We start from the raw sequence: 21,536 nt of genomic DNA, 5'->3' as shown, positions 1-21,536 counted from the left end.
GGATCGCAAGGAGGACCTCCGCTCGCGGAGCGGCTGCGCCGGCCGAGCCGTGCCACCGTGGGCCTCGTCGTCGGGCCCCTCCTCGCGGTCCTCGCGCTCTGGGCGGTCCCGGACATGCAGCCCGAGGCCTCCGGTGCGCCCGCGTACGCGGGCGCGCTGACCGCGGCGACGCTCGTCCTGATGGGCGTGTGGTGGATGACCGAGGCCCTCCCGCTGGCCGTCACCGCGCTGCTCCCGCTGGTCGTGCTTCCCGTCGCGGGTGCCGCGCCGATCGGTGACGTCGCCGCCCCGTACGCGAACAAGGTCATCTTCCTGTTCTTCGGCGGGTTCGTCCTGGCGATCGCGCTGCAGCGCTGGGACGTGCACCTGCGCATCGCGCTCGGCGTCGTGCGGCTGGTCGGCACCGCGCCGCGCCGGCTGGTGCTCGGCATGATGCTCGCGACCGCGCTGCTGAGCATGTGGGTGTCCAACACCGCGACGGCGGTGATGATGCTGCCCATCGGGGTGTCGGTCCTGGCGCTGCTGGGTCGTGAGCGGGGCGAGGTCGACGGCCGGCTGTCCGCCGCGCTGATGCTGGGCATCGCGTACGCGGCCACGATCGGGTCGTTCGGCACGATCATCGCCAGCCCGCCCAACGCCCTGCTCGTCGGGTACATGTCGGAGACCTACGGCATCGAGATCTCCTTCGGCCAGTGGATGGCCGTGGGGCTGCCGCTGTCGGTGGTCTTCCTGCTGCTCGCCTGGCTCCTGCTGACCCGGGTCGTGTTCCGCTTCGACCCCGCGCCGCTGTGCGACGACGACACGGTGGTGCGCACCGAGCTCGAGAGGCTCGGGCCGATGGGCCGCCCGCAGCGGCGCGTCGTCGCCGTGTTCGTGCTCGCCGCGGTCTCGTGGATCGCGCTGCCGATCCTCTGGCGCGACACCCCGGTGACGGACGAGGTGGTGGCGATCCTCGTCGCCTTCCTGCTGTTCCTGCTGCCCTCGGGTGAGGACTGCGGCGGGCGGCTGCTCGACTGGTCGGACACGCGTGAGCTGCCCTGGGGGATCCTGCTGCTGTTCGGGGGTGGGCTCGCGCTCGCGTCGCAGATCACGTCGTCGGGGCTGTCGCGGTGGATCGGCGAACGAGCCCACGGGCTGGGCGGGCTGCCGACGGTGGTCGTGGTCGCGGTGGTCTGCCTGCTGACCGTCGCGATGACGGAGTTCATGTCGAACACCGCCACCGCCGCGACGCTGCTGCCGATCATGAGCACGGTCGGTGCCTCGCTCGGCTACGGCCCGCTGCTCCTCGCCGTGCCGGTCGCGCTGGCGGCCGGCTGCACGTTCATGATGCCCGCCGCCACACCGCCCAACGCCATCGCGTACTCCTCGGGGTACGTGCGCGTGCCGGACATGATGCGTGCCGGCGCCCCCCTGAGCGTGGCGTCGGTGCTCCTCGTGACGCTCACGGTGACGACGCTCGCCTCGTGGGTGCTGGGGATCCCGGCCTGAGGATGAGAGCCTGTGCGCACGTGCGACGACGCTCGCCTCTCGGTCGCGGTCGTGCACGCTCTGTCCCCATGTCCTGAGGAGCCGCATGACCCCCCAGTCGCACCCGTCCGCCGTCGTGGCCGCCGCTGCAGCCACCGACCCCACCGTCGCGCACCGCACCCGGACCCGGACGGTGCAGGTGCTCGACCGTGCCGGGAACCCACTGGTGGGGGCGCCCGTCACCGTGGAGCAGACCGGGCACGACCTCGGGTTCGGGTGCATCGGGTTCGACGAGGTGCACCGTGCGGGGCGCCGGCTCGCCGGGAAGCCGTTCACGGCGGCGGAGGAGGAGCTGCACGAGCGCCTCGACGCCCTGTGGTTCGACCTGTTCGACACCGCGACCCTGCCGTTCTACTGGGGCACGTTCGAGCCCGAGGAGGGCGGGCCCCGCACCGCAGCGCTGCGCGCCGCGGCCGAGCACTTCGTCTCGCGCGGCGCGCGCGTGAAGGGCCACCCGCTGGTCTGGCACACGGTCGCCCCGCAGTGGCTGGTGCCCAAGGCCGACGACGAGGTCCTGCGGCTGCTGCGCGCCCGCGTCCAGCGCGACGCGTCGGAGTTCGCCGGGCTCGTCGACACGTGGGACGCGATCAACGAGGTCGTGATCATGCCCGTCTTCACCAAGGACGACAACGCCGTGACGCGCGTCGCGAAGACCGTGGGCCGCGTCGGGATGGTGCGCCTGGCGTTCGAGGAGGCCCGTGCCGCCAACCCGTCGGCGACGCTGCTGCTCAACGACTTCGACATGTCCGCCGACTACGAGCACCTCATCGAGGAGTGCCTCGCCGCCGGCATCCGCATCGACGCGCTGGGCCTGCAGAGCCACATGCACAAGGGCACGTGGGGCAAGGACAAGACGCTCGACGTGCTCGAGCGCTTCGGCCGGTTCGGCCTGCCGCTGCACTTCACGGAGATCACCCTGATGTCCGGCGACCACATGCCCCGGCACATCGAGGACCTGAACGACCACCAGGTCAAGGAGTGGCCCAGCACACCGGACGGCCTCGAGCGCCAGGCGCAGGACGCCGTGGAGCTCTACACCACGCTCGTCGCGGACCCGCGCGTGCAGGTCATCACGTACTGGGGGCTGTCCGACCACGGCATGTGGCTCAACGCGCCGGGCGGTCTGGTGTTCGCGGACGGGACGCCCAAGCCGGCGTACGACGCGCTGCGCGGCCTGATCCGCGGGCAGTGGTGGCTCGCGCCGACGACCGCGACGACCGACGACGACGGGCGCGTCGCGATCAGCGGCATGCCCGGGCGGTACGCCGTCGAGGTGGACGGCTCCCGCCACGAGGTGACGGTCGGCGACGACGGTGCGGACGTCGTCGTGCGATGAGCACGCCGGACGGTCCGCGGGCGCACCCCGCGTCCCCGCCGTCCGCGGTGGGTGACGGGCCGGGCGGCGGTGCGCCCGCGGAGGTCCGGCCCCGGTTGGTGCGGGACCGCACCACCGTCGGCCTGTACACCCCGTACGTCGCGTGGGGCTGGGTGCTGTACTCGTTCAACCCGTCGGTGCCGCTGCTCGCCGACGAGCTGGGCATCAGCGGTGCGCAGGCAGGGCTGCACGGGACGGCGATGGCGACCGGCACGCTGCTGGCCTCCGTCACCGTCCCGCGTGCGGTGCGCGTGCTCGGACGTCGCGGAGCCGTCGTCCTGCTGGTGCTCGTCGTGGCGGTGGGCGTGACGGGCCTCGTCCTCGCGTCGTCGTTGCCGTGGACGTTGGGTTCGATCCTCGTCGCCGCACTCGGCGGTTCGGGCGCGATCGCCGCCGTCCAGGTCGGGCTCGCCGACCACACGGGGCCCGCCGCGTCGGCGGCGATCACCGAGGGCAACGGGGTCGGCTCGTCGGTCGGGCTCGTCGGCCCGCTCGCGGTCGGCGCGTGCGTGGCCGCGGGCTGGGGGTGGCGCCCCGGTGTCGCGGTGGCGGCCGTGCTGGCCGTGGTCGCCGCGGTCGTCGTCGCGCGGCTGCCGCCGACCGCCGCGGTGCCCGCGCTGCGGCGCCGGTCGCGCCCGTCGGTGCCCGACGCAGCGGCCCCGGAGGAGCAGGCCGCCGCGCAGGCGCACGACGCCGCCGCTACCGGGCCAGCCGGCCGCCTGCGCGCCTCGACGCTGTTCCTCGGTGCGCTCGTCGCCGCGGTCGCGCTGGAGAACGCGACGACCTACTGGGCGGCCGACCTCGTCCTCACCCGGACCGACGCCGGCCCAGGTATCGCGACGGCCACCACCGCGGGTCTCGTCGCCGGCATGTCCGCCGTCCGCTTCGTCACCGGGCCGCTGTCGCTGCGCGTCGCGCCGGTCCACGTGCTCGCCGCGTCGTTCGTGGTGGCCATCGGCGGGTGGGCCGTGCTGTGGACCGCGACCGACGCGCGCGTGGCGCTCGCCGGGCTCGTGCTCGCCGGGGTCGGGTACGGCGCCCAGTACCCGCTGTCGATCGCGCTGCTGCTCGCGGTCACGCCGGGCCACCGCGACCGCGCGCAGGCGCACGCCACGCTGGCCGGCGCCCTCGCACTCGCCGTCGCGCCGTTCCTCCTCGGGGCGCTCGGCGACACCGTCGGGCCGCACCTCGCGTTCCTCGTCGTCCCGGCGCTCGCGGTCGCGGGCGCCCTCACCGCCGTGACGGGCGGACGGCTCGCCCGCCGCGAGGCGCCCGGGAGCGTCGTCGCGCGAGGCTGAGCGCCGCGGGCGCGCGCCCGGGGCGGTGCGACGAACGTCACCAGCGCCGGTCGTCCAGCGGGCGCGGTCCGGCGACGATGCTTCTGCCATGCCCTCCGCGTCGGCCACCGTGTCGTCCCCCGCGCGCCCCCGGTTCGTGCGCGACCGCCCCACCGTCGGCCTGTACACGCCGTTCGTGGTCTGGGGCTGGCTGCTCTACAGCTTCAACCCCTCGGTGCCGCTCCTGGCCGACGAGCTCGGCGTCACCGCTGCGCAGGCAGGCCTGCACGGGACCGCGATGGCCGTCGGCGGGCTGGCGGCCGCGCCGTTGACGCCGCGCGCGGTCCGGCTCGCCGGTCGACGCGCGACGATCGTGGCCGCCCTCGTGCTCGTCGCCGCGGGCGTCACGGGACTGCTGCTCGGCCCGACCCTGCCGTGGACGCTGGCGGGCATGTTCGTCACCGCGCTGGGGGGCAACGTGATGATCGCCTCCACGCAGGTGGGAATCGCGCAGCACACGGGTCCGGCGGCCTCGGCCGCGATCACCGAGGCGAACGGCGCCGGCTCGTCCGTCGGTCTGATCGGGCCGATCGCCGTCGGGGCGTGCGTCGCCGCCGGGTGGGGCTGGCGCCCGGGTGTGGCGGTGACGGTGGGACTGGCGCTCGTGGCGGCGCTCGTCGTCGGCCGGCTGCCCGCGACACCCGCGCTGCCGCGGTCGCGGAGCCGTGCCGGGCAGGCGGACGCGTCGGACGCGGCACCAGGGTCGAGCGCTGCGGACCGCGCCCGGGTCGTCGAGCCCGTGGACCGCTCGGGGCCGGGCGCGCCCCGCGTCTCGCGCCACGCCGCCCCGCTCTTCCTCGCGGCCCTGGTCGCGGCGACCGCGCTCGAGAACGCGACGACGTACTGGGCGACGGACCTCGTGCTCGCGCGCACCGACGCCGGGCCGGGCATCGCGACGGCGACCACGGCGGGCCTCGTCGCGGGAATGTCGGTCATGCGGTTCATCGTCGGGCCGCTCTCGCTGCGCATCCACCCGGCGCACCTGCTCGCGGGCTCCTTCGCCATCGCCATCGCGGGGTGGGCGCTGCTGTGGACGGCGACGGACGTCGGGGTGGCGCTGACGGGTCTGGTCGTCGCCGGGTTCGGCTACGGCGCGCAGTACCCGCTGGGCGTCTCGCTGCTCCTGGCGGTGTCGCGCGGGCACGCCGACCGCGCGCAGTCGCACGCGACGCTCGCCGGTGCGCTCGCGATCGGCGTCGCGCCGTTCCTGCTGGGCGCCCTCGCCGACGCGTTCGGCACGCACCAGGCGTTCCTGCTCGTGCCCGTCGTGGCCGCGGCGGGTGTCGTCGTGGCCGTCCTGGGTGCCCGGGCCGTGCGCCCGCCCGCGCACCCCGACCTGGGATGATGGACGGGTGCTCCACCCCGACGTCCAGCCCGTCACCGACCGCGACGACCCCCGGCTGACCGACTACGTCGGGCTCACCGACGTCGCGCTGCGCACCCGGGTCGAGTCCGCGAACGGCCTGTACGTCGCCGAGAGCTCGACCGTCCTGGCCCGTGCGCTGCGGGCCGGGCACCGCCCGCGGTCCGTGCTGCTGGCGCCACGGTGGCTGCCCGCCGTGGTGGAGATGCTCGCGGCTTCGCCCGTCGACGGCACCGTCCCCGTGCACGTGGCCGAGGACTCCGTGCTCGAGGCCATCACGGGCTTCCACGTGCACCGCGGCGCGCTCGCGGCCATGCACCGACCGGACCTGCCGACGGTCGCCGACGTGCTCGCGTCGGCGCGCGGTGGCACCGGTGCCCGCCGGGTCGCGGTGCTCGAGGACCTCGTCGACCACACGAACGTCGGGGCTGCCTTCAGGTCCGCCGCAGCGCTGGGCGTCGATGCCGTCCTCGTCACGCCGCGCTGCGTCGACCCGCTGTACCGGCGGTCGGTGCGCGTGTCGATGGGGACGGTGTTCCAGGTGCCGTGGACACGGATCGACCCGTGGCCCGAGGGGATCGCGACGTTGCGCGACGCGGGGTTCGTCACGGTGTCGCTCGCGCTGGCGGACGACGCGGTGTCGCTCGACGACCTCGTGGCGAACCCTCCGGAGCGTCTCGCGCTGGTCCTCGGGGCTGAGGGGGACGGGCTCAAGCCCGCGACGGTCGCCGCGGGCGATCTGACGGTGCGGATCCCGATGGCCGGGGGAGTGGACTCGCTCAACGTGGCGGCTGCCGCGGCGGTGGCGTTCTGGGCGACCCGGGTCTGAACGAGCCCCCGGGCCGCCCGAGGCTCAGGACCCGTCGCGCAGGTCGCCCAGGCGGGTCGGCGTGAAGCCGATCCGGTCGAACGTCACCGCGCACCCGTCACCCGTGGGGGACTGACCCTCGAAGCCGACCGTCACCACACGCTGCGGGTCGGCCAGCGCGAAGTGCCGGACCAACGACCAGCGTGTGCCGTCGAGCGACGCGTGGTACGCGTACGCCGCGCCGATGCGCGACACCCGCAGCCACACCTGGTTGCCGTCGACCGCGAACCCGTTGGCGTCGTCCGAGACGCCGCGCGTGACGACGGAGACGATGAGCGGGACGCCGTCGGGCGAGTACTCGAAGCAGAGCTTGCCCCAGTGCCGGTCGTCGACGTGCAGCAGCAGCACCCCGGCGTCGAACGTCGCGGCGAAGTCCACCGTGACGCGCGCGGTCAGCTGGAAATCGCCCGCCGGCGGAGTGCCCAGCAGCGTGGGGGCGTTGAGGACGCCCGCGGAGTCGGACGAGACGCCGTCGCGCGGGTCGAGGAAGACGTCGGTGCGCGGCGGCGCGGTCACCCGCACGGTGCCCGGCACGTCGTCCACCACCCACGCGGAGCCGGCCGAGGGGGCCAGCGCGAAGGGGACGGTGGGCACGTACAGCGGTGCCGTCATCGTGGATCTCCTGGGTGTCGTGGGCGGGCCGGTCGCGGGACCGTGCGAGGCCGTACGCCCGGCGCAGGCGCCAGCATCGCACCGGGCGTCGTGCTCCCGTCGGCCCGGGCGCGCCTGCCGCGCCGCGCCGTCAGCCGACGGCCGCGGTCACTGGCCGATGCGTCCGTCGATCCGCTCGCGCAGCAGGTCGGCGTGCCCCAGGTGGCGCGCGTACTCCTCGATCATGTGCACGAGCACCTCGCGCAGCTCGGGCTGCTCGGGGCCCCGGCCGCGCGTGCCCAGGTCGGGCGTCGTCAGGACGACGAGCTCGGCGTACGCGACCTCGTCGCGCCAGCGGCGCCACGCGTCGTCGACGTGCTCGTCGTCACCCACGGCCTCGTGGAAGGCGACCGCGGCGGACCCCCGGTAGTGGCGCTCGGGCCGCTCGTCGAGCATGACGACGCGGAACCAGTACTGCTCGACCTCCGCGAGGTGCCGGACCAGGCCCAGGAGCGAGAGGTCCGAGGGCGGGACCGAGCGGAGCGCGAGCTGTTCGGGCGTCAGGTCCTGGCACTTGAGCTCGAGGGTCAGGCGCCGGTCGCGCAGGTACCGCACGAGGGTCGCCCGCTCCCCGAAGACCGCCTCGCCCGCCTCCCGGGGGTCGTCCGCGGGCGGCACCCACATGTCCTCCCAGCCGAACGTGCGCTCGGGCTGTCGATCGGCCATGTCGCTCCTCCGCGTGGATCGAGTCCCTCCTGCACGCTAGCGGTGCCGTGCGAGCGTGGCACCTGCGACCTCGTGACGAGCGCCCGGGCGCGCGTCAGGAGGTCGCCGGGCGCAGCGGCCGCCCCAGCAGGCCGGCGAGACGGTCGACCTCGGCGGCGACGCCGCCGTCCCGAGGGTCCGCGCCCGGGCGCCACGTGACCACGACGGTCTGATCCGTGATCGTCCACGTGCCGGCGACGACGCCGCCGACGACCACGACGCGCGCACCGCGGCTCACGGCCGCTCGCAGCTCCGCCGGGACGACGTGGACGTCCGCGGTGCCCGGGCCCAGGACCCACTGGTCGAACTGCGGGAGCAGCCGCACGACGTCCGTCGGGCCCGAGGCAGCCAGCGCCGGGACGTCGTCGCGCAGGACGAGCATCGGCTCGTCGTCGACGGCCACGCGGCTCACGCGGTCACCGAGCGCGTCGAGCCAGCCACGGACGGCCGTGAACCGCACACCGAGCCCCTGGGTGAGCCAGTAGCGCAGGTGCTCGGGCGTCGCCGGCCCGTAGGCGTGCAGGTACGCCTCGACCGCCCGGGGGCCGGCCTCGTCGACGTCCGGCAGGCCCGTCCAGCGCGGGTTCGTGCCGAGCGCCTGCAGCGTCAGCGGGCCACCGCCCGGACCGAGGCTCAGGACCCCCTGCCACGCGAGCGCCTTGAGGAAGGTCGCCTGAGGGTCGGTGAACGCGGTCCCGAGGTGACGGAACGGGGGGTGCGCGGTCACCGCTGCCGCGAGGTCCGCGCGCGTGAGCGGTCCCGGTGCCAGCGCCTCGTGCACCACCGCCCCGAGCGGCGGCCAGTCGCCCGGCGCGAGTCGGTAGTACTCCCGCCACGACGACCGCTCCCACATGCGCGTCGACGCGCGCAGCGCCAGGTGCACACCGGCCTGCTCCGGGGTCATGAGGTGGGTGGCGCCCCGGAACGCGAACGTCCGCACCAGGGAGCCCTCCGACAGCGCGCGGTCGACGTCGCCCGGCCGTGAGTCACGCAGCCGGGTACGGACGCCGAGCTCGGCGGCCGACGGGTCCAGCTGGGCGGCGACGGCGCCGAGGTCCGCGACGACGTCGGTCACGGACGTCGTGGCCGAGGGCTCCAGGTGGTGCCGGCCCAGGCGCCACGCGAGCGCACCGGGCCACCGGACGGCGGTCATGCTCGAGGCTACTGCGGGGCTCCGACAGCATCAGGGGAGCCGGGTACGCCGCGGTCCTCAGCCGATCGCGAGCCCGTCGACCACCTCGACGCCCGGGGCGCGCACCAGCAGCGCGCCGGGCAGCGCGATCTTCGAGCGGCGCACGCCGCTGCCGATGATGACGGTGGCCCCCGCGTGCGGGTCGTCGGCGGCGACGCCGGCGTCGGCCAGCACCCGGTACCCCGCGGGCAGGCCGAGCGGCGTGATGCCGCCGTACTCCATCTGCGACTCGGCCGTCGCGCGGTCCATCGGCAGGAACGACGCCTTGCGCACGTCGAGCAGGCGCTTGACCGCGTTGTTGACGTCCGCGCGTGTCGTGGCCCGCACGAGGCACGCGGCGGTCCGCTCCTCGCCGGCCCGTCTGCCGGCGACGAGGACGCAGTTGACCGACGCCGACAGCGGCAGCGCGTAGGCGTCGGTCATGGCCGCGGTGTCGGCGAGGTCGGGGTCGATGGCGGCGACGAGCACGGCGTCGGCGACCTCCCGCTCGACGGCGGCCCACCCGCTGATCATGGCGTGCGTGGCGGTGGCCAGCAGGTCCGGACGGTCGACGGCGCGCTCCCAGGTGAGCGTCCCGAGCGTGGTGGTCATGCGCGGCAGGCTACCCGGCGACGTGCCCGGGGACACCGTGGCACGTCAGCGCTGGTAGGTGCCCATGAGGACGGCACGGGCGAGCGTGTGGAACACCAGCACGCAGCTCGCGGCGCCGGGCGGCGTGTCCGGCGTCAGGCCGAGGTCCGCGGTGTCCAGCGCGTGCACGGCGACGTAGTAGCGGTGCACCTGGTCGCCCGGGGGCGGGGCGCTGCCGACGTACCCCGCGACGGCGTCGTCGCCGCGCAGGTGGAACGCGCCGGCCGGCAGGCCCGAGCCGTCGGGGCGGCCGGCGTCGCGGTCGAGCGAGGTGACGTCCGGGCGCAGGCCCAGCACCGTCCAGTGCCACCACCCGGCGACCCCGGGCGCGTCCGGGTCGAACACGTTGACCGCGAAGCCGGCGGTCCCCTCGGGGAAGCCGGACCACGACAGCTGCGGCGAGACGCCGCCGCCGGCGTCGGTGTGGGTGTGGACGTCGGGGATCGGGGCGCCGTGGACCCAGTCGGTGCTCGTGACCGTGAAGGACGGCACGGGAGGCAGCAGCGCGTAGGGCTCGGGTGCGACCGGACGGGTGAGGGACGTTGCCACGGCGACCTCCGTCGACGGCCCGGCGCCGGCCGCCGGGGTCAACCCATCCTGGCGGTGCGCAGGGACCGGCGCACGTGCGCGCGGGCGTACGCGAGCGCGTCCTCCAGGTCGTCGAACAGGTGCCGCTCGTCGGCGAGCGCGTCGATGACGCCGAGGCTCTGCGCGAGCTGGCGGTGCTCGGGTCGCAGGCCCTTGAGCAGGACGACGATGCCGCGCCGGCGCAGGTCGTCGATGATCTCGACGAGCGCGTTGGCGCCGCTCGCGTCGAGCATGCGCACGTTGCCCAGCCGCAGCACGACGACGCGCACGTCGCTGACCAGCGCGAGCTCGTCGAGGAACCGGCGCACGTCGGCGAAGAACAGCGCGCCGTCGATGCGGTAGACCGCGATGTGCTCGTGCAGCAGGGTGCGCCCCGCGTCCGCGGTGAGCTTCTCCTGGGACTCCTGCGCATCCTCCGCCATCGGCTCGCGGTGCAGACCGCTGCTGCGGGCGATCGCGCGCAGCGCCACCACGGCGGCCACGGCGACCCCCACCTCGACGGCCATGACGAGGTCGAACACGACGGTCACCGCGAGCGTCACGCAGAACACGAGCGCACCGGAGCGCCCGGACCGGCAGATGGCGCGCGCGGTCGGCAGGTCGACCATGCGGGCGGCGGTGACGAGCAGCACCCCGGCCAGCACGGACAGCGGGATGCGCCCGACCAGGGGTGCGGCCAGGTAGATGATCGTTGCCAGCACGAAGGCGTGCGTGAGGGCGGCGACGCGGGTGCGCCCGCCGGCGCGCACGTTGACGGCGGTGCGGGCGATGGCCCCGGTCGCGGGCAGTCCGCCGAACAGGCCCGACGCGACGTTCGCCGCACCCTGGCCGAACAGCTCGCGGTTGGGCCGGGTGCGCTCGATGTCATCGGCCATGCCGTCGGCGACGCGCGCGGACAGCAGCGACTCCAGGGCGGCGAGCGCCGCCACCGCCAGGGCTGCGGAGAACAGCGCGCTGGTGGTGGCCACGTCGACGACAGGCAGGTGCGGGCCGGGCAGGGAGTCGGGCAGGACGCCGATGCGGTCGACGTCGAGCCCGGCGACCTCGGCGACGAGCGTGGCGAGCACGACGGCCACCAGGGAGGCGGGGGAGCCCTTGTGCAGCCGGGGCAGGACGATCATGACGGCGACGACCAAGGCGACCAGCGCGAGCGGCACGACGGCCTGCGGCCAGTCGGTGCCGCCGATGGTGCGCAGTGCGACGAGGCCCGCGTTCTCGCCCTCGGCGCGCGGCGTGTCCAGCGCGAGGGGCACCTGCTGCAGCGCGATGACGACGCCGATGCCGCACGTGAACCCCTCGACGACGGGCCAGGGGATGTACGCGACGAGGCGGCCGATGCCCAGGACGCCGGCGAGCATGACCAGGCCGCCGGCCATGATCGCGACGATCGGCACGGCCTCGGTGCCGTGGCGGGCGACGACGGGCAGCAGCACGACCGCCATGGCACCCGTGGGCCCGCTGACCTGCAGGTGCGAGCCGCCGAGCACCGCGGCGACGGCGCCGGCGACGACCGCGGTGACGAGCCCGGCGGCGGCGCCGAGCCCGGAGGAGACGCCGAACCCGAGGGCGAGGGGCAGCGCGACGATCGCGACGGTGAGCCCGGCGATCAGGTCGTGCCGCCAGGAGCGCGGCAGGTCGGCGTAGTCGGAACGGCGCGGGGCGAGCGCGAGCAGACGTCGCCGGGCGGCCGGGACGAAGGTGTCGAGGCTCATGTCAGGCGGTGGTGTCGGTGGTGGTGTCGGACGAGGTGGCGGCGGTCGTCTCGTCGAGCCGGTCCCGGTGGCGCGTCGCCGCGTCGACGAGGACGGCACGGGCGGCCGAGAGCATCTCTGCGACGGCGGGCAGCGCGAGCGCGTAGTGCACGGCGTTGCCGGTGCGGCGCGCGGTGACGACACCGGCCCGTCGGAGCACCGCCAGGTGCTGGGACAGGTGCGACGCCTCGAGGCCGAGCTCGACGAGCAGCTCACTGACCTGCCGGTCGCGCACGACGAGGAGCTCCAGGGTGCGCACCCGAACCGGGTGGGCGAGGGCCTTGAAGAGCTCGGCCTTGACGTCCGCGAGAGGGCGGTCGACACCGAGGGCGTGCACGGGCACGAGGTCTCCGGATGACGGTGTGATGAAACCATCAAATGGTAGTTCACGCTCGCTGGTGCGTGGGCGGCGTCGCGCCCGGACGAGTGAACGGCGGCGGGTGTTCCGCGCGACGTCCCGCCGGGCTCCGCAGGCGGTTTGACACCCCCTCGGTGTCGGCGTGTACTGGCATGATCGAACATGTGTTCGATCGACGTCGGTCCGACGCATCGGTCGTCGTGGTCGGCCACCCACCGGTGAAAGACGTCCCGGTGGGACGCGAGCGAGGCGAGAGGGGAGCGGCGTGACGGGGACGAGCACCGTGGAGCGGGCCGCGCGGGCGCGCGCGGCGCTCGTGGCCGCCGAGCGCCGCACCGGAGCGCGCTCGGTGCTGACGGGGACGTCCACCACGGGCTCGTCGAGCACGGGGGCGTCGGCGGTGCGGGCCGCGACGGGCGCTCCGGCGTCGTTCGAGGGGACGGGCGTGCTCGGCACGCTCGACGTCCTGGAGGACGCGCGTCCCGGGACGTCCCTCTCGACCGTGCCGGCGCCCGACGTCCCGCCCCCGTCAGCCGTCACGACCGCCGCACCCACCGCGCCCCGGCGCACGTCCCTGCTCACCAGTGAGCGCCCGCCGCTGCCCGTGCCGCCCGCGCTGGCTGCGCTCCTGCCGGACGGGCTGCGGCGCGGCGCGACCACCTCGGTCCTCGGGTCCACGTCCCTGGCGCTCGGGGTGCTCGCGCACGCGTGCGCCTCGGGTGCGTGGGCGGTCGCCGTCGGGCAGCCGCGGCTCGGGCTGCTCGCCGCCGCGCAGGCGGGGGTCGACCTCGCACGGTTCGCGCTCGTCCCCGACCCCGGCGCCGACGCCGCCCTCGTGCTGGCCGCGCTGATCGACGGGATCGACGTCGTGCTCGTCGGGCCGGGCACCCCGCTCGCGGACGCCGACCGGCGCCGGCTGTCCGCACGCGCCCGTGAGCGCGGCGCCGCGCTCCTGACCACCGCGCCGTGGCCCGGCGCCGCCGTCGTGCTCGACGCCGGCCCGGCCCGGTGGTCGGGCGCCGGCGAGGGGGACGGTCGCCTGCGCTCGTGCGAGGTGCAGGTGCGCCGCACGGGTCGCGGCAGCGCCGCCGTCCCCACGTCGGCGGACGTCGTGCTGCCGTTCGCGCCGCCGGGCGAGCACGTGCCGCCCGGCCCGGTGCGCCGTCGTCCCCGGACGGCCCGCGGGTTGCGGCTGGTCGGATGAGCACGCGGACGACGGTCGTGTGGGTGCCCGACTGGCCCGTGGTCGCGGCGATGGTGGCCGACGAGGTCCCGGTCGACGCACCCGCGGCGGTGCACGACGGGCGGCGGGTCACCGCGGTGTCCGCGCTCGCGCGCGCCGACGGGGTGCGCCGCGGGATGCGGCGGCGTCAGGCGCAGGGGGTGTGCCCCGAGCTCGTGCTGCTGCCGGCCGACGACGCACGCGACGTGCGGCTGTTCGAGGCCGTCGCCGCCGCGACCGAGACCGTCGTCGCGGGTGTCGAGGTCGCGCGCCCCGGGCTGCTCCTGCTGCCCGCGGGCGGTGCGGCGCGCTACCACGGCTCGGAGGAGGCGCTCGCGGAGCGGATCGTCGACGCCGTCGCCCGGGCCACGGGGCACGAGTGCGGTGTCGGGACCGCGGACGGGTTGCTCGCCGCCGTGCTGGCCGCGCGCACCGGCGCCGTCGTCGAGCCCGGGGTCTCGGCGGTGTTCCTCGCACCCCACGGCGTGACCGAGCTCGTGCACGCGACGAGCACCCCCGAGCAGGCCGCCGAGGTCGCGGGACTGGTCGACCTGCTGCACCGGCTGGGGCTGCGCACGCTCGGGGCGTTCGCCGCGCTGCCGGGGGCCGACGTGCACGCCCGCTTCGGCCGGCTCGGCACGTGGGCGCGCACGCTCGCGAGCGGTCTCGACGAGCGCCCGCCCGCCCGGCGTCGGCCCGAGGCCGACCTCGAGGTGAGCACCGAGCTGGACCCTCCCGTCGAGCGCGTCGACACCGCGACCTTCGCCGGGCGGCGCCTGGCCGAGCAGCTGCACGCCGACCTCGTCGCGCGGTCCGTGACGTGCGGGCGCCTGCAGATCACCGCCCGCACGGACGACGGGACCGAGCTGGTGCGCACGTGGCGCACCGACCTGGGCGGGTGGGGGGCGCTCGCGGCCGCCCGCATCACCGACCGGATCCGCTGGCAGCTCGACGGGTGGCTGACCGCGTCGGCCGTCGCGACGGTCCGCGACCGGCGGCGCGAGGCGCGGGACCGGGACCGCGGTGCGTGGTCCGCGGCGCAGCCCCCCGTCGACGTCCGCGCGCCGGGCGACGAGGACGACCTGGCGCCCGTCGCGCTGGTCCGGCTGACGCTCACGGCGCTCGACGTCGCACCGGCGGGCGCCGAGGCCACGCAGCTGTGGGGCGGGCCGTCGGGAGGTGACCTGCGGGCCCACCGCGCCCTCGAACGCGCGCAGAGCATCGTCGGGGGTCCGGGGGTGCTGACCGCGACCCTGCAGGGAGGCCGCGACGTGCGCGACCAGGTGCACGTGCGGCCGTGGGGCGAGCAGAGCGACCCGCCGCGTCCCGCCGACCGGCCCTGGCCGGGCCGGCTGCCGGACCCCGCGCCCGCGACCGTGCTGGTGGACCCCGTGCACGTCGAGGTGCGTGACGTGCACGGTGCACCCGTGCGCGTCGACCGTCGCGGCCGGCTCAGCGGCCCGCCCGGCAGCGTGCTGACCGGTGCCGGGAGCGACCGCGTGCGTGTCGTCGCCGGGTGGGCGGGGCCGTGGCTGCTGTCCGACCGCTGGTGGACGCACCCCGGCGTCGCACCTCAGGTGCGCGCCCACCTGCAGGTCGCCTTCGACGACGGCGGCGCGGTGCTGCTCACGCACACCGGCGGGACGTGGACGTGCGAGGCCGACTATGACTGAGCGTCGCCCGGGCACCGCGCGGGGGGAGTGGCCGCCCCGGTACGCCGAGCTGCACGCGCACTCGGCGTTCAGCTTCCTCGACGGCGCCAGCCAGCCGGAGGAGCTCGCCGCCGAGGCGGCACGCCTGGGGCAGAGCGCGCTGGCGCTGACCGACCACGACGGGCTGTACGGCGTCGTGCGGTTCGCGCAGGCCGCGCGCGCCGTCGGCCTGCCCACGGTGTTCGGCGCCGAGCTGCACCTGCCCGCACCCGACCCGCGCAGGCACCCGCGGGAGAAGCGCCCCGCACCCGGTCCGCCGGTGCTCGACGCCCCCACGGGCGTGCCCGACCCGCGCGCGAGCCACCTGCTGGTCCTCGCGCGCGGCCCCGACGGGTACCGCGCGCTGTCCCGGGCGATCGCCGAGGGGCACCTGCGCACGGGGCGCAAGGGCGCCGCGGAGTACCACCTGGAGGAGCTGGCCGAGGCGGCCGCGGGGCAGTGGCTCGTCCTGACCGGCTGCCGCAAGGGCGCGGTGCGGCGTGCGCTGGCGGGCGGGGACCCGTCGGGCGTGCTCGGTGTGGCACCCGGTGGGCTCGCGGCGGCGCGCACCGAGCTGGACCGGCTCGTCGCGCTGTTCGGGCGCGACAACGTCGCCGTCGAGACCACGATGCACGGCGACGCGTACGACACCGATCGCACCGACGCGCTCGCCGAGCTCGCCGCCGACGCGCACCTGCCGCTGGTCGCGACCGGCAACGTGCACTACGCGACCGAGCGCGACGCGGACCTGGCGCAGGCGCTCGCGGCCGTGCGCGCACGCTCGTCGCTCGACGACCTCGACGGGTGGCTGCCCGGCGCCCCCGTCGCGCACCTGCGCTCGGCCGCCGAGATGCTGCAGCTGCACCGTCGCCACCCGAGCGCCGTCACGACGGCCGCGGACCTGGCGGCGGAGTGCGCGTTCGACCTGTCGCTCGTCGCACCGCGCCTGCCGCCCTACCCGGTGCCGGACGGCCACACGGAGGCGACGTGGCTGCGCGAGCTCGTGCGGCGCGGTGCGCACGACCTGTACGGGCCACGCGACGCCGAGACCGTGCCCGGTGCGTACGCGCAGCTCGACCACGAGCTGCGCGTCATCGAGGACCTCGGCTTCCCGGGCTACTTCCTCGTGGTCTACGAGCTCGTCGACTTCTGCCGGCGCAACGGGATCATGGCGCAGGGTCGCGGGTCGGCCGCCAACTCCGCCGTCTGCTACGTCCTGCGCGTCACCGCCGTGGACCCGGTCAAGCACGGCTTGCTGTTCGAGCGGTTCCTCGCGCCCGAGCGCGACGGCCCGCCCGACATCGACGTCGACATCGAGTCCGCGCGCCGCGAGGAGGTCATCCAGCACGTCTACGCGACGCACGGCCGCACGCACGCGGCGCAGGTCGCCAACGTCATCTCCTACCGGCCGCGCTCGGCCGTGCGGGACGCCGCCCGTGCCCTCGGGTACGACGTGGGACAGCAGGACGCGTGGAGCTCGTCGATCGAGCGGTGGGGGAGCCTGCGCGGTCAGGAGAAGCCGAGCCCGTGGTGGCACCTGACGCGCTCGGGGCCCGTGGGGCCCGAGACGCCGGGACGGCCGACCGCCGACAACCACGACGTCGTCCCGCAGCACCTCCCGCCGTCCGCCGCGGACGCCGAGGACATCCCCGAGCACGTCGTCGACCTGGCCGAGCGGTTCCTGCGCCTGCCGCGGCACCTGGGCATCCACTCGGGCGGCATGGTGATGTGCGACCGGCCCGTCATCGAGGTGTGCCCCGTGGAGTGGGCGCGCATGGAGGGGCGCACGGTCCTGCAGTGGGACAAGGAGGACTGCGCCGACGCCGGGCTCGTGAAGTTCGACCTGCTGGGCCTGGGCATGCTCACGGCGCTGCGGCTCGCGTTCACCGAGGTGGAGAAGCACGAGGGCGTGTCGCTGGACCTGCACGGGCTGCCGCACGAGGACCCGGCGGTGTACGAGCTGCTGTCCGCCGCCGACACCGTCGGCGTGTTCCAGGTGGAGTCGCGCGCGCAGATGGGGACGCTGCCGCGGCTGCGGCCGCAGAAGTTCTACGACATCGTCGTCGAGGTCGCGCTCATCCGGCCCGGGCCGATCCAGGGCGGGTCGGTGCACCCGTACATCGAGCGTGCCCAGGGCCGGCAGAAGGTCACGTACCTGCACCCGACGCTGGAGAAGTCGCTGAGCAAGACCCTCGGCGTGCCGCTGTTCCAGGAGCAGCTCATGCAGATGGCCATCGACGTCGCGGACTTCACGCCCGCCGAGGCCGACCAGCTGCGCCGGGCGATGGGCTCGAAGCGTTCGATCGAGCGCATGGAGGCGATGCGGGCGCGGCTCATGGACGGCATGGCCGCCAAGGGCATCGGGCCGAAGGTCCGCGAGGAGATCTTCGACAAGCTCAAGGCGTTCGCGGACTTCGGCTTCCCCGAGTCGCACGCCTACTCGTTCGCGTTCCTCGTGTACGCGAGCTCGTGGCTCAAGGTGCACCACCCGGCTGCGTTCTACGCGGGACTGCTCGCGGCGCAGCCCATGGGGTTCTACTCCCCGCAGTCGCTCGCTGCCGACGCGCGCCGGCACGGCATCGAGGTGCTGCGCCCGGACGTGCAGGCGTCCGACGTGCTCGCCGCCGTCGAACGCACCGCACCACCGCTGCCCGGCGGGGAGCCACGCCTGGTGCCGCAGGCCAGCGGCACTGGCCCGACCCGACCCGTGGGGGTGCGCACCGGGGAGGGGTCGGTGCGCACCCTCGCGGTGCGGCAGGGCCTGACGCAGGTGCGGACCGTCGGCGAGGACGTCGCACGTGCGCTCGTCGACGAGCGCACGGCCCACGGACCGTTCACCGACCTGCACGACCTGGTGCGGCGCGTGCAGCTCAGCACGGCCCAGCTCGAGGCGCTCGCCACCGCCGGGGCCCTCGGCTCGCTCGGTGTCGACCGCCGCGCCGGGCTGTGGGCGGCGGGCGCGCTCGCGCAGGAGGGCCCGGACACGCTGCCCGGCATCGCGGTCGGCGTGAAGGCGCCGACCCTGCCCGGGCTCTCGGACGTCGAGGTCGCGACCGCCGACGTGTGGTCCACGGGCGTGTCCGTCGACTCCTACCCGACGCAGTTCGTCCGCGAGGGCCTCGACGCCGCCGGCGTGCTGCCCGTCGAGCAGGCGTTCCGCACCGAGGAGGGCCGCCGCGTCGCCGTCGCGGGCGTCGTCACCCACCGCCAGCGCCCCGGCACCGCCAACGGCGTGACCTTCCTGTCGCTGGAGGACGAGACCGGGCTCATCAACGTCGTGTGCTCCGCCGGCCTGTGGCAGAGGTTCCGGCGGACCGCGCGGACCGCCAAGGCGATGGTCGTGCGCGGGCGGCTGGAGAAGGCCGACGGCGCGACGAACCTCGTCGCCGAGCACCTGAGCCCGCTGTCGCTGCGGATCCGCAGCTCGTCACGGGACTTCCAGTAGGGGGGACAGGAGTGGCGTTAGCCGGACCGGTGAGGGCGCGCGCCTGCACCTCCCGCCGCGGCGGGCTGACGGCTAGCCTGTCGCCATGATCCACGTCGACGAGCGTCAGTACCGTGCGCTGGTCGAGCTGTGCGCGAGGTACGGGTTCGCCAGGCTCGAGGTCTTCGGATCGGTCGCGCGTGGCGAGGAGCGTACGGACTCCGACATCGACGTGCTCTACGACCTGCTCCCCGGGCGGCACGTGACCTGGGAGGTCATCGACGCCGCCGAGGAGATGTCGCAGATCCTCGGACGTCCGGTGGACCTCGTCTCCCGCAGAGCGGTGCATCCGCTGCTGCGTGAGCGCATCGAGATGGAGGCCCGGGCGCTCTATGCGGCCTGACCTGCTGTTCGTCGTCGAGATGATCGATGCGGCTACGCGGATTGCCGCGCTCACCACGGGTCGCGACGCGGCTGCCGTCGACCGGGACGCCACCGTGCGTGAGGCTCTGCTCTGGAACTTCACCGTTCTCGGGGAGGCGGCGAACCAGGTATCGCAGGAAACGCGGTCGCAGCACCCGGAGCTCCCGTGGCGTCGCGCCGCCGGACTGCGCAACAGGATTGTCCACGGCTACTGGTCTGCCGACATCGACGTCCTCGTGTCCACCGCGCACGACGTCGTCCCTGGGCTCCTCGTCCAGCTGCGCCAGGTCCGCGACGCTCTCTCCTAGCGTCACCGGCGACCCCGGTGGGTAGGTCCGCAACTGGACGCCTTGGCAGCCAAGGTCGTGCTGAGTCGCGCCGAAGGGTCGTCGCCATCATGCCGACGGCATCACCGTCGGCATCAGCGACGACCGGATCCCGAGTGCACCGGACAGTGCCCCTCAATGTCCCCAGGAGTGGTCACATCTGCGGCGCAGGAGCCGGGAAGTGGTCGCACGTGCGACCCGTTCGAGCGCCGCGCCTCACAGCACCCGCAGCGCGTCGGTCCCGTCCCGCTCCCGGCGTGCGAGCGCGTGCAGGACCTCGTCGTCGCCGTGGCGGCGGCGGGCGGCGCCGACGAGCACCTCCACCGCCACGGCGAGCGTCGGTGCGGGGGTGCGGACGTCGCTGCCGAGGCTCAGGGCGAGGTCCTCGGTGTGCACCGCGAGCTCCACGCACCGGGTCCGCAGGTAGTCGTCCAGCAGCAGCGTGTGGCCCTGGTGCCGGACCGTCATCCGACGGTCGGTGGGCTCCTGCTCGATCCGGTGCCGCAGGCGCTCGCGGGCGGCGGTGAGCTGCGCGACCAGCGCCGCCACGCCCTGCGCGGCGGTCTCGGCGCTGCGCGCACGCACCCCGGTGTTGAGCGACGACGCCAGGTCGGACGTCCCGCTGAGGCCGGCGTAGTACCCCTCGGCGGTCACGGGCGAGGCCTGGTCGTCCAGCGGGCCGTCGAGGTACCACTCCACCTGCAGGACGCTGCGCGCGAGGTGCGCCGCGAGCTCGCCGACGCTCATACCGTCGAGTACCGAGGGCTCGTCCCACGCGGTGGCGACCTGCTCACTCGTCACGAGGCCGACGGCGACGTCGGCACCGCGGGCATAGGCATCACGCGCCGGTGTCGTCATGACGGGATCCTGGCAGCAGGGCGGTGGTCGGTCGACGAGCGGCCCGCACGCCACGCGCGACCTCCCGGCCCGGGTGCTTCGCGCCGCGTCGCCCCCGCCCTCAGGCGCGACGGCTCCAGGTGGCGCTGCGCCCGACGCCGTCGGCCTCGATGAGGCCCTCGGTCCGGAGCTGGGCCAGGACCAGGCGGATGGTCTGGTCCGAGACGTCGGGCAGCCCGGCACGGACCTCGCTGATCCGGAACCGCGGGCGCGCGTGGCGCAGCACGTGGTCGCGGACGCGTCCCTGCTTGCTCCCCGCCCGGCGGGCGCTCGACGTGAGCGCCCCGAGCTGGGTGGTGGCGTCCGCGAGGGCACGCACGAGGTACCGCAGCCACGGCCAGGGGTCGTGCCGGGAGAGGTGCCAGTCGTGCGTCGAGTCCAGGAGTGCTGCGGAGTACCGCTCGGGTGACCCTGCCATCGCCGGCTCCACCGGGACGTACCGCGTGACGTCGTACCCGGCGTCCTGCAGCAGAGCGTTCGTCAGCATCCGCGCGACGCGCCCGTTGCCGGCGGCGAACGGGTGGATCGCCAGGAGGTCGAGCGCGAACAGGCCGACGAGGAGGACCGGGTGGTGGCGTCCCGCGCCCAGGGCACGGCGGTACCGCGCGACGAGCTCGTCGAGGTGCGCGGGCGTGGCGGCGACGGGCACCGGCGTGAAGCGCTTGACCCGTGCGCCGTCCGGCGCGGGGCCGGCCACGACGCTCTCGACCTGCCGGAGCCGGCCGCCGGGGGTCGGGGTGAACCGGAAGAGGAGGCGGTGCAGGTCGAGCACGACGTCCACGTCCGGACGGGGGCCACGTTCCTCGTCCAGCCGGTCGAGCGCCGCGCCGTACCCGGCGAGCTCCTGCTCGTCGCGGTCCCGCAAGTCCGCGGTGTGGCCGGCAAGGATCTGGGCCGCGCGGGTGCGGTCGCGCACGACGACGCCGTCCATCGCGGAGGACGCCTCGAGGCTCGCGGTGCGCGCGTGGTCGGTGAGGGCCTCGAGCAGCTCCGGCAGCGTGAGCCGGTGCAGCGCCTGGCTGCCTCGGCCTGCGTCGACGGTTCGGAGGTCGGCGACGACCCCGAAGGGGACCGCCCCGACCAGCTGGTCCAGGTCCTCGAACGACCTCACGACAGAATCACCTCAGGAACCTGCTGAACAGCACATGGACGCGGTGACGCTAGCAGGTTTGGGTAGTTCACTAGTGGGTTTTCGAACGCGTGATGTG

At 75.2% G+C, this 21,536-nt stretch carries 19 protein-coding genes; 10 read left to right on the top strand and 9 right to left on the bottom strand.

What is annotated here, in order from left to right; genetic code table 11:
- Positions 1-57 precede the first annotated feature (57 nt).
- From KKR89_RS10375 to KKR89_RS10355, 5 genes are all read left to right on the top strand, one after another.
- Complete coding sequence (locus KKR89_RS10375; RefSeq protein ID WP_208195279.1) at positions 58-1,488, top strand: SLC13 family permease; 1,431 nt, start codon at positions 58-60, stop codon at positions 1,486-1,488.
- A gap of 85 nt (positions 1,489-1,573) precedes the next feature.
- Positions 1,574-2,863, top strand: coding sequence for an endo-1,4-beta-xylanase (locus tag KKR89_RS10370; RefSeq protein WP_208195278.1), 1,290 nt, complete (start codon positions 1,574-1,576; stop codon positions 2,861-2,863).
- On the top strand, positions 2,860-4,200 hold the full coding sequence (locus KKR89_RS10365; RefSeq protein WP_208195277.1) for an MFS transporter: 1,341 nt from the start codon (positions 2,860-2,862) through the stop codon (positions 4,198-4,200). Before KKR89_RS10370 ends, KKR89_RS10365 begins: the two co-directional genes overlap by 4 nt.
- A gap of 88 nt (positions 4,201-4,288) precedes the next feature.
- A complete protein-coding gene (locus tag KKR89_RS10360) occupies positions 4,289-5,584 on the top strand; it encodes an MFS transporter (protein WP_208195276.1) in 1,296 nt (431 codons plus the stop codon).
- 7 nt (positions 5,585-5,591) lie between these two features.
- A complete protein-coding gene (locus tag KKR89_RS10355; protein WP_208195275.1) occupies positions 5,592-6,431 on the top strand; it encodes a TrmH family RNA methyltransferase in 840 nt (279 codons plus the stop codon).
- Positions 6,432-6,455: 24 nt separating this feature from the next.
- On the opposite strand, the gene KKR89_RS10350 is transcribed toward KKR89_RS10355, so the two are convergent.
- From KKR89_RS10350 to KKR89_RS10320, 7 genes are all read right to left on the bottom strand, one after another.
- Positions 6,456-7,082 (bottom strand): DUF1349 domain-containing protein, encoded by a 627-nt coding sequence (locus tag KKR89_RS10350; RefSeq protein ID WP_208195274.1) that lies wholly within the window; start codon positions 7,080-7,082, stop codon positions 6,456-6,458.
- A 147-nt stretch (positions 7,083-7,229) separates the two neighbouring features.
- Positions 7,230-7,787, bottom strand: a complete 558-nt coding sequence (locus KKR89_RS10345) for a DinB family protein (RefSeq protein WP_243882224.1) — start codon at positions 7,785-7,787, stop codon at positions 7,230-7,232.
- Between the two features lie 94 nt (positions 7,788-7,881).
- Entirely contained in the window at positions 7,882-8,979 is a 1,098-nt protein-coding gene (locus KKR89_RS10340; RefSeq protein WP_208195273.1) for a DNA glycosylase AlkZ-like family protein, read from the bottom strand.
- A 57-nt stretch (positions 8,980-9,036) separates the two neighbouring features.
- Positions 9,037-9,609 carry a YbaK/EbsC family protein gene (locus KKR89_RS10335; protein ID WP_208195272.1) on the bottom strand — a complete coding sequence of 191 codons (573 nt, stop codon included), beginning with the start codon at positions 9,607-9,609 and terminating at the stop codon, positions 9,037-9,039.
- A gap of 45 nt (positions 9,610-9,654) precedes the next feature.
- Positions 9,655-10,197, bottom strand: a complete 543-nt coding sequence (locus KKR89_RS10330; protein WP_208195271.1) for a YbhB/YbcL family Raf kinase inhibitor-like protein — start codon at positions 10,195-10,197, stop codon at positions 9,655-9,657.
- A 38-nt stretch (positions 10,198-10,235) separates the two neighbouring features.
- A complete protein-coding gene (locus KKR89_RS10325; RefSeq protein WP_208195270.1) occupies positions 10,236-11,948 on the bottom strand; it encodes a SulP family inorganic anion transporter in 1,713 nt (570 codons plus the stop codon).
- Position 11,949: 1 nt separating this feature from the next.
- A complete protein-coding gene (locus KKR89_RS10320; RefSeq protein WP_208195269.1) occupies positions 11,950-12,330 on the bottom strand; it encodes an ArsR/SmtB family transcription factor in 381 nt (126 codons plus the stop codon).
- 280 nt (positions 12,331-12,610) lie between these two features.
- On the opposite strand from KKR89_RS10320, the gene KKR89_RS10315 reads away from it, so the two are divergent.
- From KKR89_RS10315 to KKR89_RS10295, 5 genes are all read left to right on the top strand, one after another.
- Complete coding sequence (locus KKR89_RS10315; protein WP_208195268.1) at positions 12,611-13,549, top strand: hypothetical protein; 939 nt, start codon at positions 12,611-12,613, stop codon at positions 13,547-13,549.
- The gene (locus KKR89_RS10310) at positions 13,546-15,240 is read left to right on the top strand and encodes a DNA polymerase Y family protein (RefSeq protein ID WP_208195267.1); all 1,695 of its coding nucleotides are present in this window, start codon (positions 13,546-13,548) and stop codon (positions 15,238-15,240) included. Before KKR89_RS10315 ends, KKR89_RS10310 begins: the two co-directional genes overlap by 4 nt.
- The gene (locus tag KKR89_RS10305; protein WP_208195266.1) at positions 15,233-18,703 is read left to right on the top strand and encodes an error-prone DNA polymerase; all 3,471 of its coding nucleotides are present in this window, start codon (positions 15,233-15,235) and stop codon (positions 18,701-18,703) included. The genes KKR89_RS10310 and KKR89_RS10305 overlap by 8 nt, the downstream gene beginning before the upstream one ends.
- 85 nt (positions 18,704-18,788) lie before the next feature.
- The gene (locus KKR89_RS10300) at positions 18,789-19,085 is read left to right on the top strand and encodes a nucleotidyltransferase family protein (protein ID WP_208195265.1); all 297 of its coding nucleotides are present in this window, start codon (positions 18,789-18,791) and stop codon (positions 19,083-19,085) included.
- Entirely contained in the window at positions 19,075-19,413 is a 339-nt protein-coding gene (locus tag KKR89_RS10295) for a HepT-like ribonuclease domain-containing protein (protein WP_208195264.1), read from the top strand. The genes KKR89_RS10300 and KKR89_RS10295 overlap by 11 nt, the downstream gene beginning before the upstream one ends.
- Positions 19,414-19,647: 234 nt before the next feature.
- On the opposite strand, the gene KKR89_RS10290 is transcribed toward KKR89_RS10295, so the two are convergent.
- On the bottom strand, positions 19,648-20,289 hold the full coding sequence (locus KKR89_RS10290; protein WP_208195263.1) for a maleylpyruvate isomerase N-terminal domain-containing protein: 642 nt from the start codon (positions 20,287-20,289) through the stop codon (positions 19,648-19,650).
- Between the two features lie 100 nt (positions 20,290-20,389).
- Positions 20,390-21,439, bottom strand: coding sequence for a Fic family protein (locus tag KKR89_RS10285; RefSeq protein WP_208195262.1), 1,050 nt, complete (start codon positions 21,437-21,439; stop codon positions 20,390-20,392).
- Positions 21,440-21,536: the final 97 nt, after the last annotated feature.

Source organism: Cellulomonas dongxiuzhuiae (assembly GCF_018623035.1).
GTDB lineage: Bacteria > Actinomycetota > Actinomycetes > Actinomycetales > Cellulomonadaceae > Cellulomonas > Cellulomonas dongxiuzhuiae.
The sequence above is the reverse complement of the archived record's forward strand: the minus strand, read 5'-3'. Positions and strand labels throughout refer to the sequence as shown.

What these genes read in the sequence shown, in the direction of transcription:
- KKR89_RS10305 (WP_208195266.1), top strand. Translation starts at nt 15,233, where the DNA reads ATGACTGAGCGTCGCCCGGGCACCGCGCGGGGGGAGTGGCCGCCCCGG.
- KKR89_RS10350 (WP_208195274.1), bottom strand. Translation starts at nt 7,082, where the DNA reads ATGACGGCACCGCTGTACGTGCCCACCGTCCCCTTCGCGCTGGCCCCC.
- KKR89_RS10370 (WP_208195278.1), top strand. Translation starts at nt 1,574, where the DNA reads ATGACCCCCCAGTCGCACCCGTCCGCCGTCGTGGCCGCCGCTGCAGCC.
- KKR89_RS10345 (WP_243882224.1), bottom strand. Translation starts at nt 7,787, where the DNA reads ATGGCCGATCGACAGCCCGAGCGCACGTTCGGCTGGGAGGACATGTGG.
- KKR89_RS10325 (WP_208195270.1), bottom strand. Translation starts at nt 11,948, where the DNA reads ATGAGCCTCGACACCTTCGTCCCGGCCGCCCGGCGACGTCTGCTCGCG.
- KKR89_RS10340 (WP_208195273.1), bottom strand. Translation starts at nt 8,979, where the DNA reads ATGACCGCCGTCCGGTGGCCCGGTGCGCTCGCGTGGCGCCTGGGCCGG.
- KKR89_RS10300 (WP_208195265.1), top strand. Translation starts at nt 18,789, where the DNA reads ATGATCCACGTCGACGAGCGTCAGTACCGTGCGCTGGTCGAGCTGTGC.
- KKR89_RS10365 (WP_208195277.1), top strand. Translation starts at nt 2,860, where the DNA reads ATGAGCACGCCGGACGGTCCGCGGGCGCACCCCGCGTCCCCGCCGTCC.
- KKR89_RS10295 (WP_208195264.1), top strand. Translation starts at nt 19,075, where the DNA reads ATGCGGCCTGACCTGCTGTTCGTCGTCGAGATGATCGATGCGGCTACG.
- KKR89_RS10290 (WP_208195263.1), bottom strand. Translation starts at nt 20,289, where the DNA reads ATGACGACACCGGCGCGTGATGCCTATGCCCGCGGTGCCGACGTCGCC.
- KKR89_RS10360 (WP_208195276.1), top strand. Translation starts at nt 4,289, where the DNA reads ATGCCCTCCGCGTCGGCCACCGTGTCGTCCCCCGCGCGCCCCCGGTTC.
- KKR89_RS10310 (WP_208195267.1), top strand. Translation starts at nt 13,546, where the DNA reads ATGAGCACGCGGACGACGGTCGTGTGGGTGCCCGACTGGCCCGTGGTC.
- KKR89_RS10335 (WP_208195272.1), bottom strand. Translation starts at nt 9,609, where the DNA reads ATGACCACCACGCTCGGGACGCTCACCTGGGAGCGCGCCGTCGACCGT.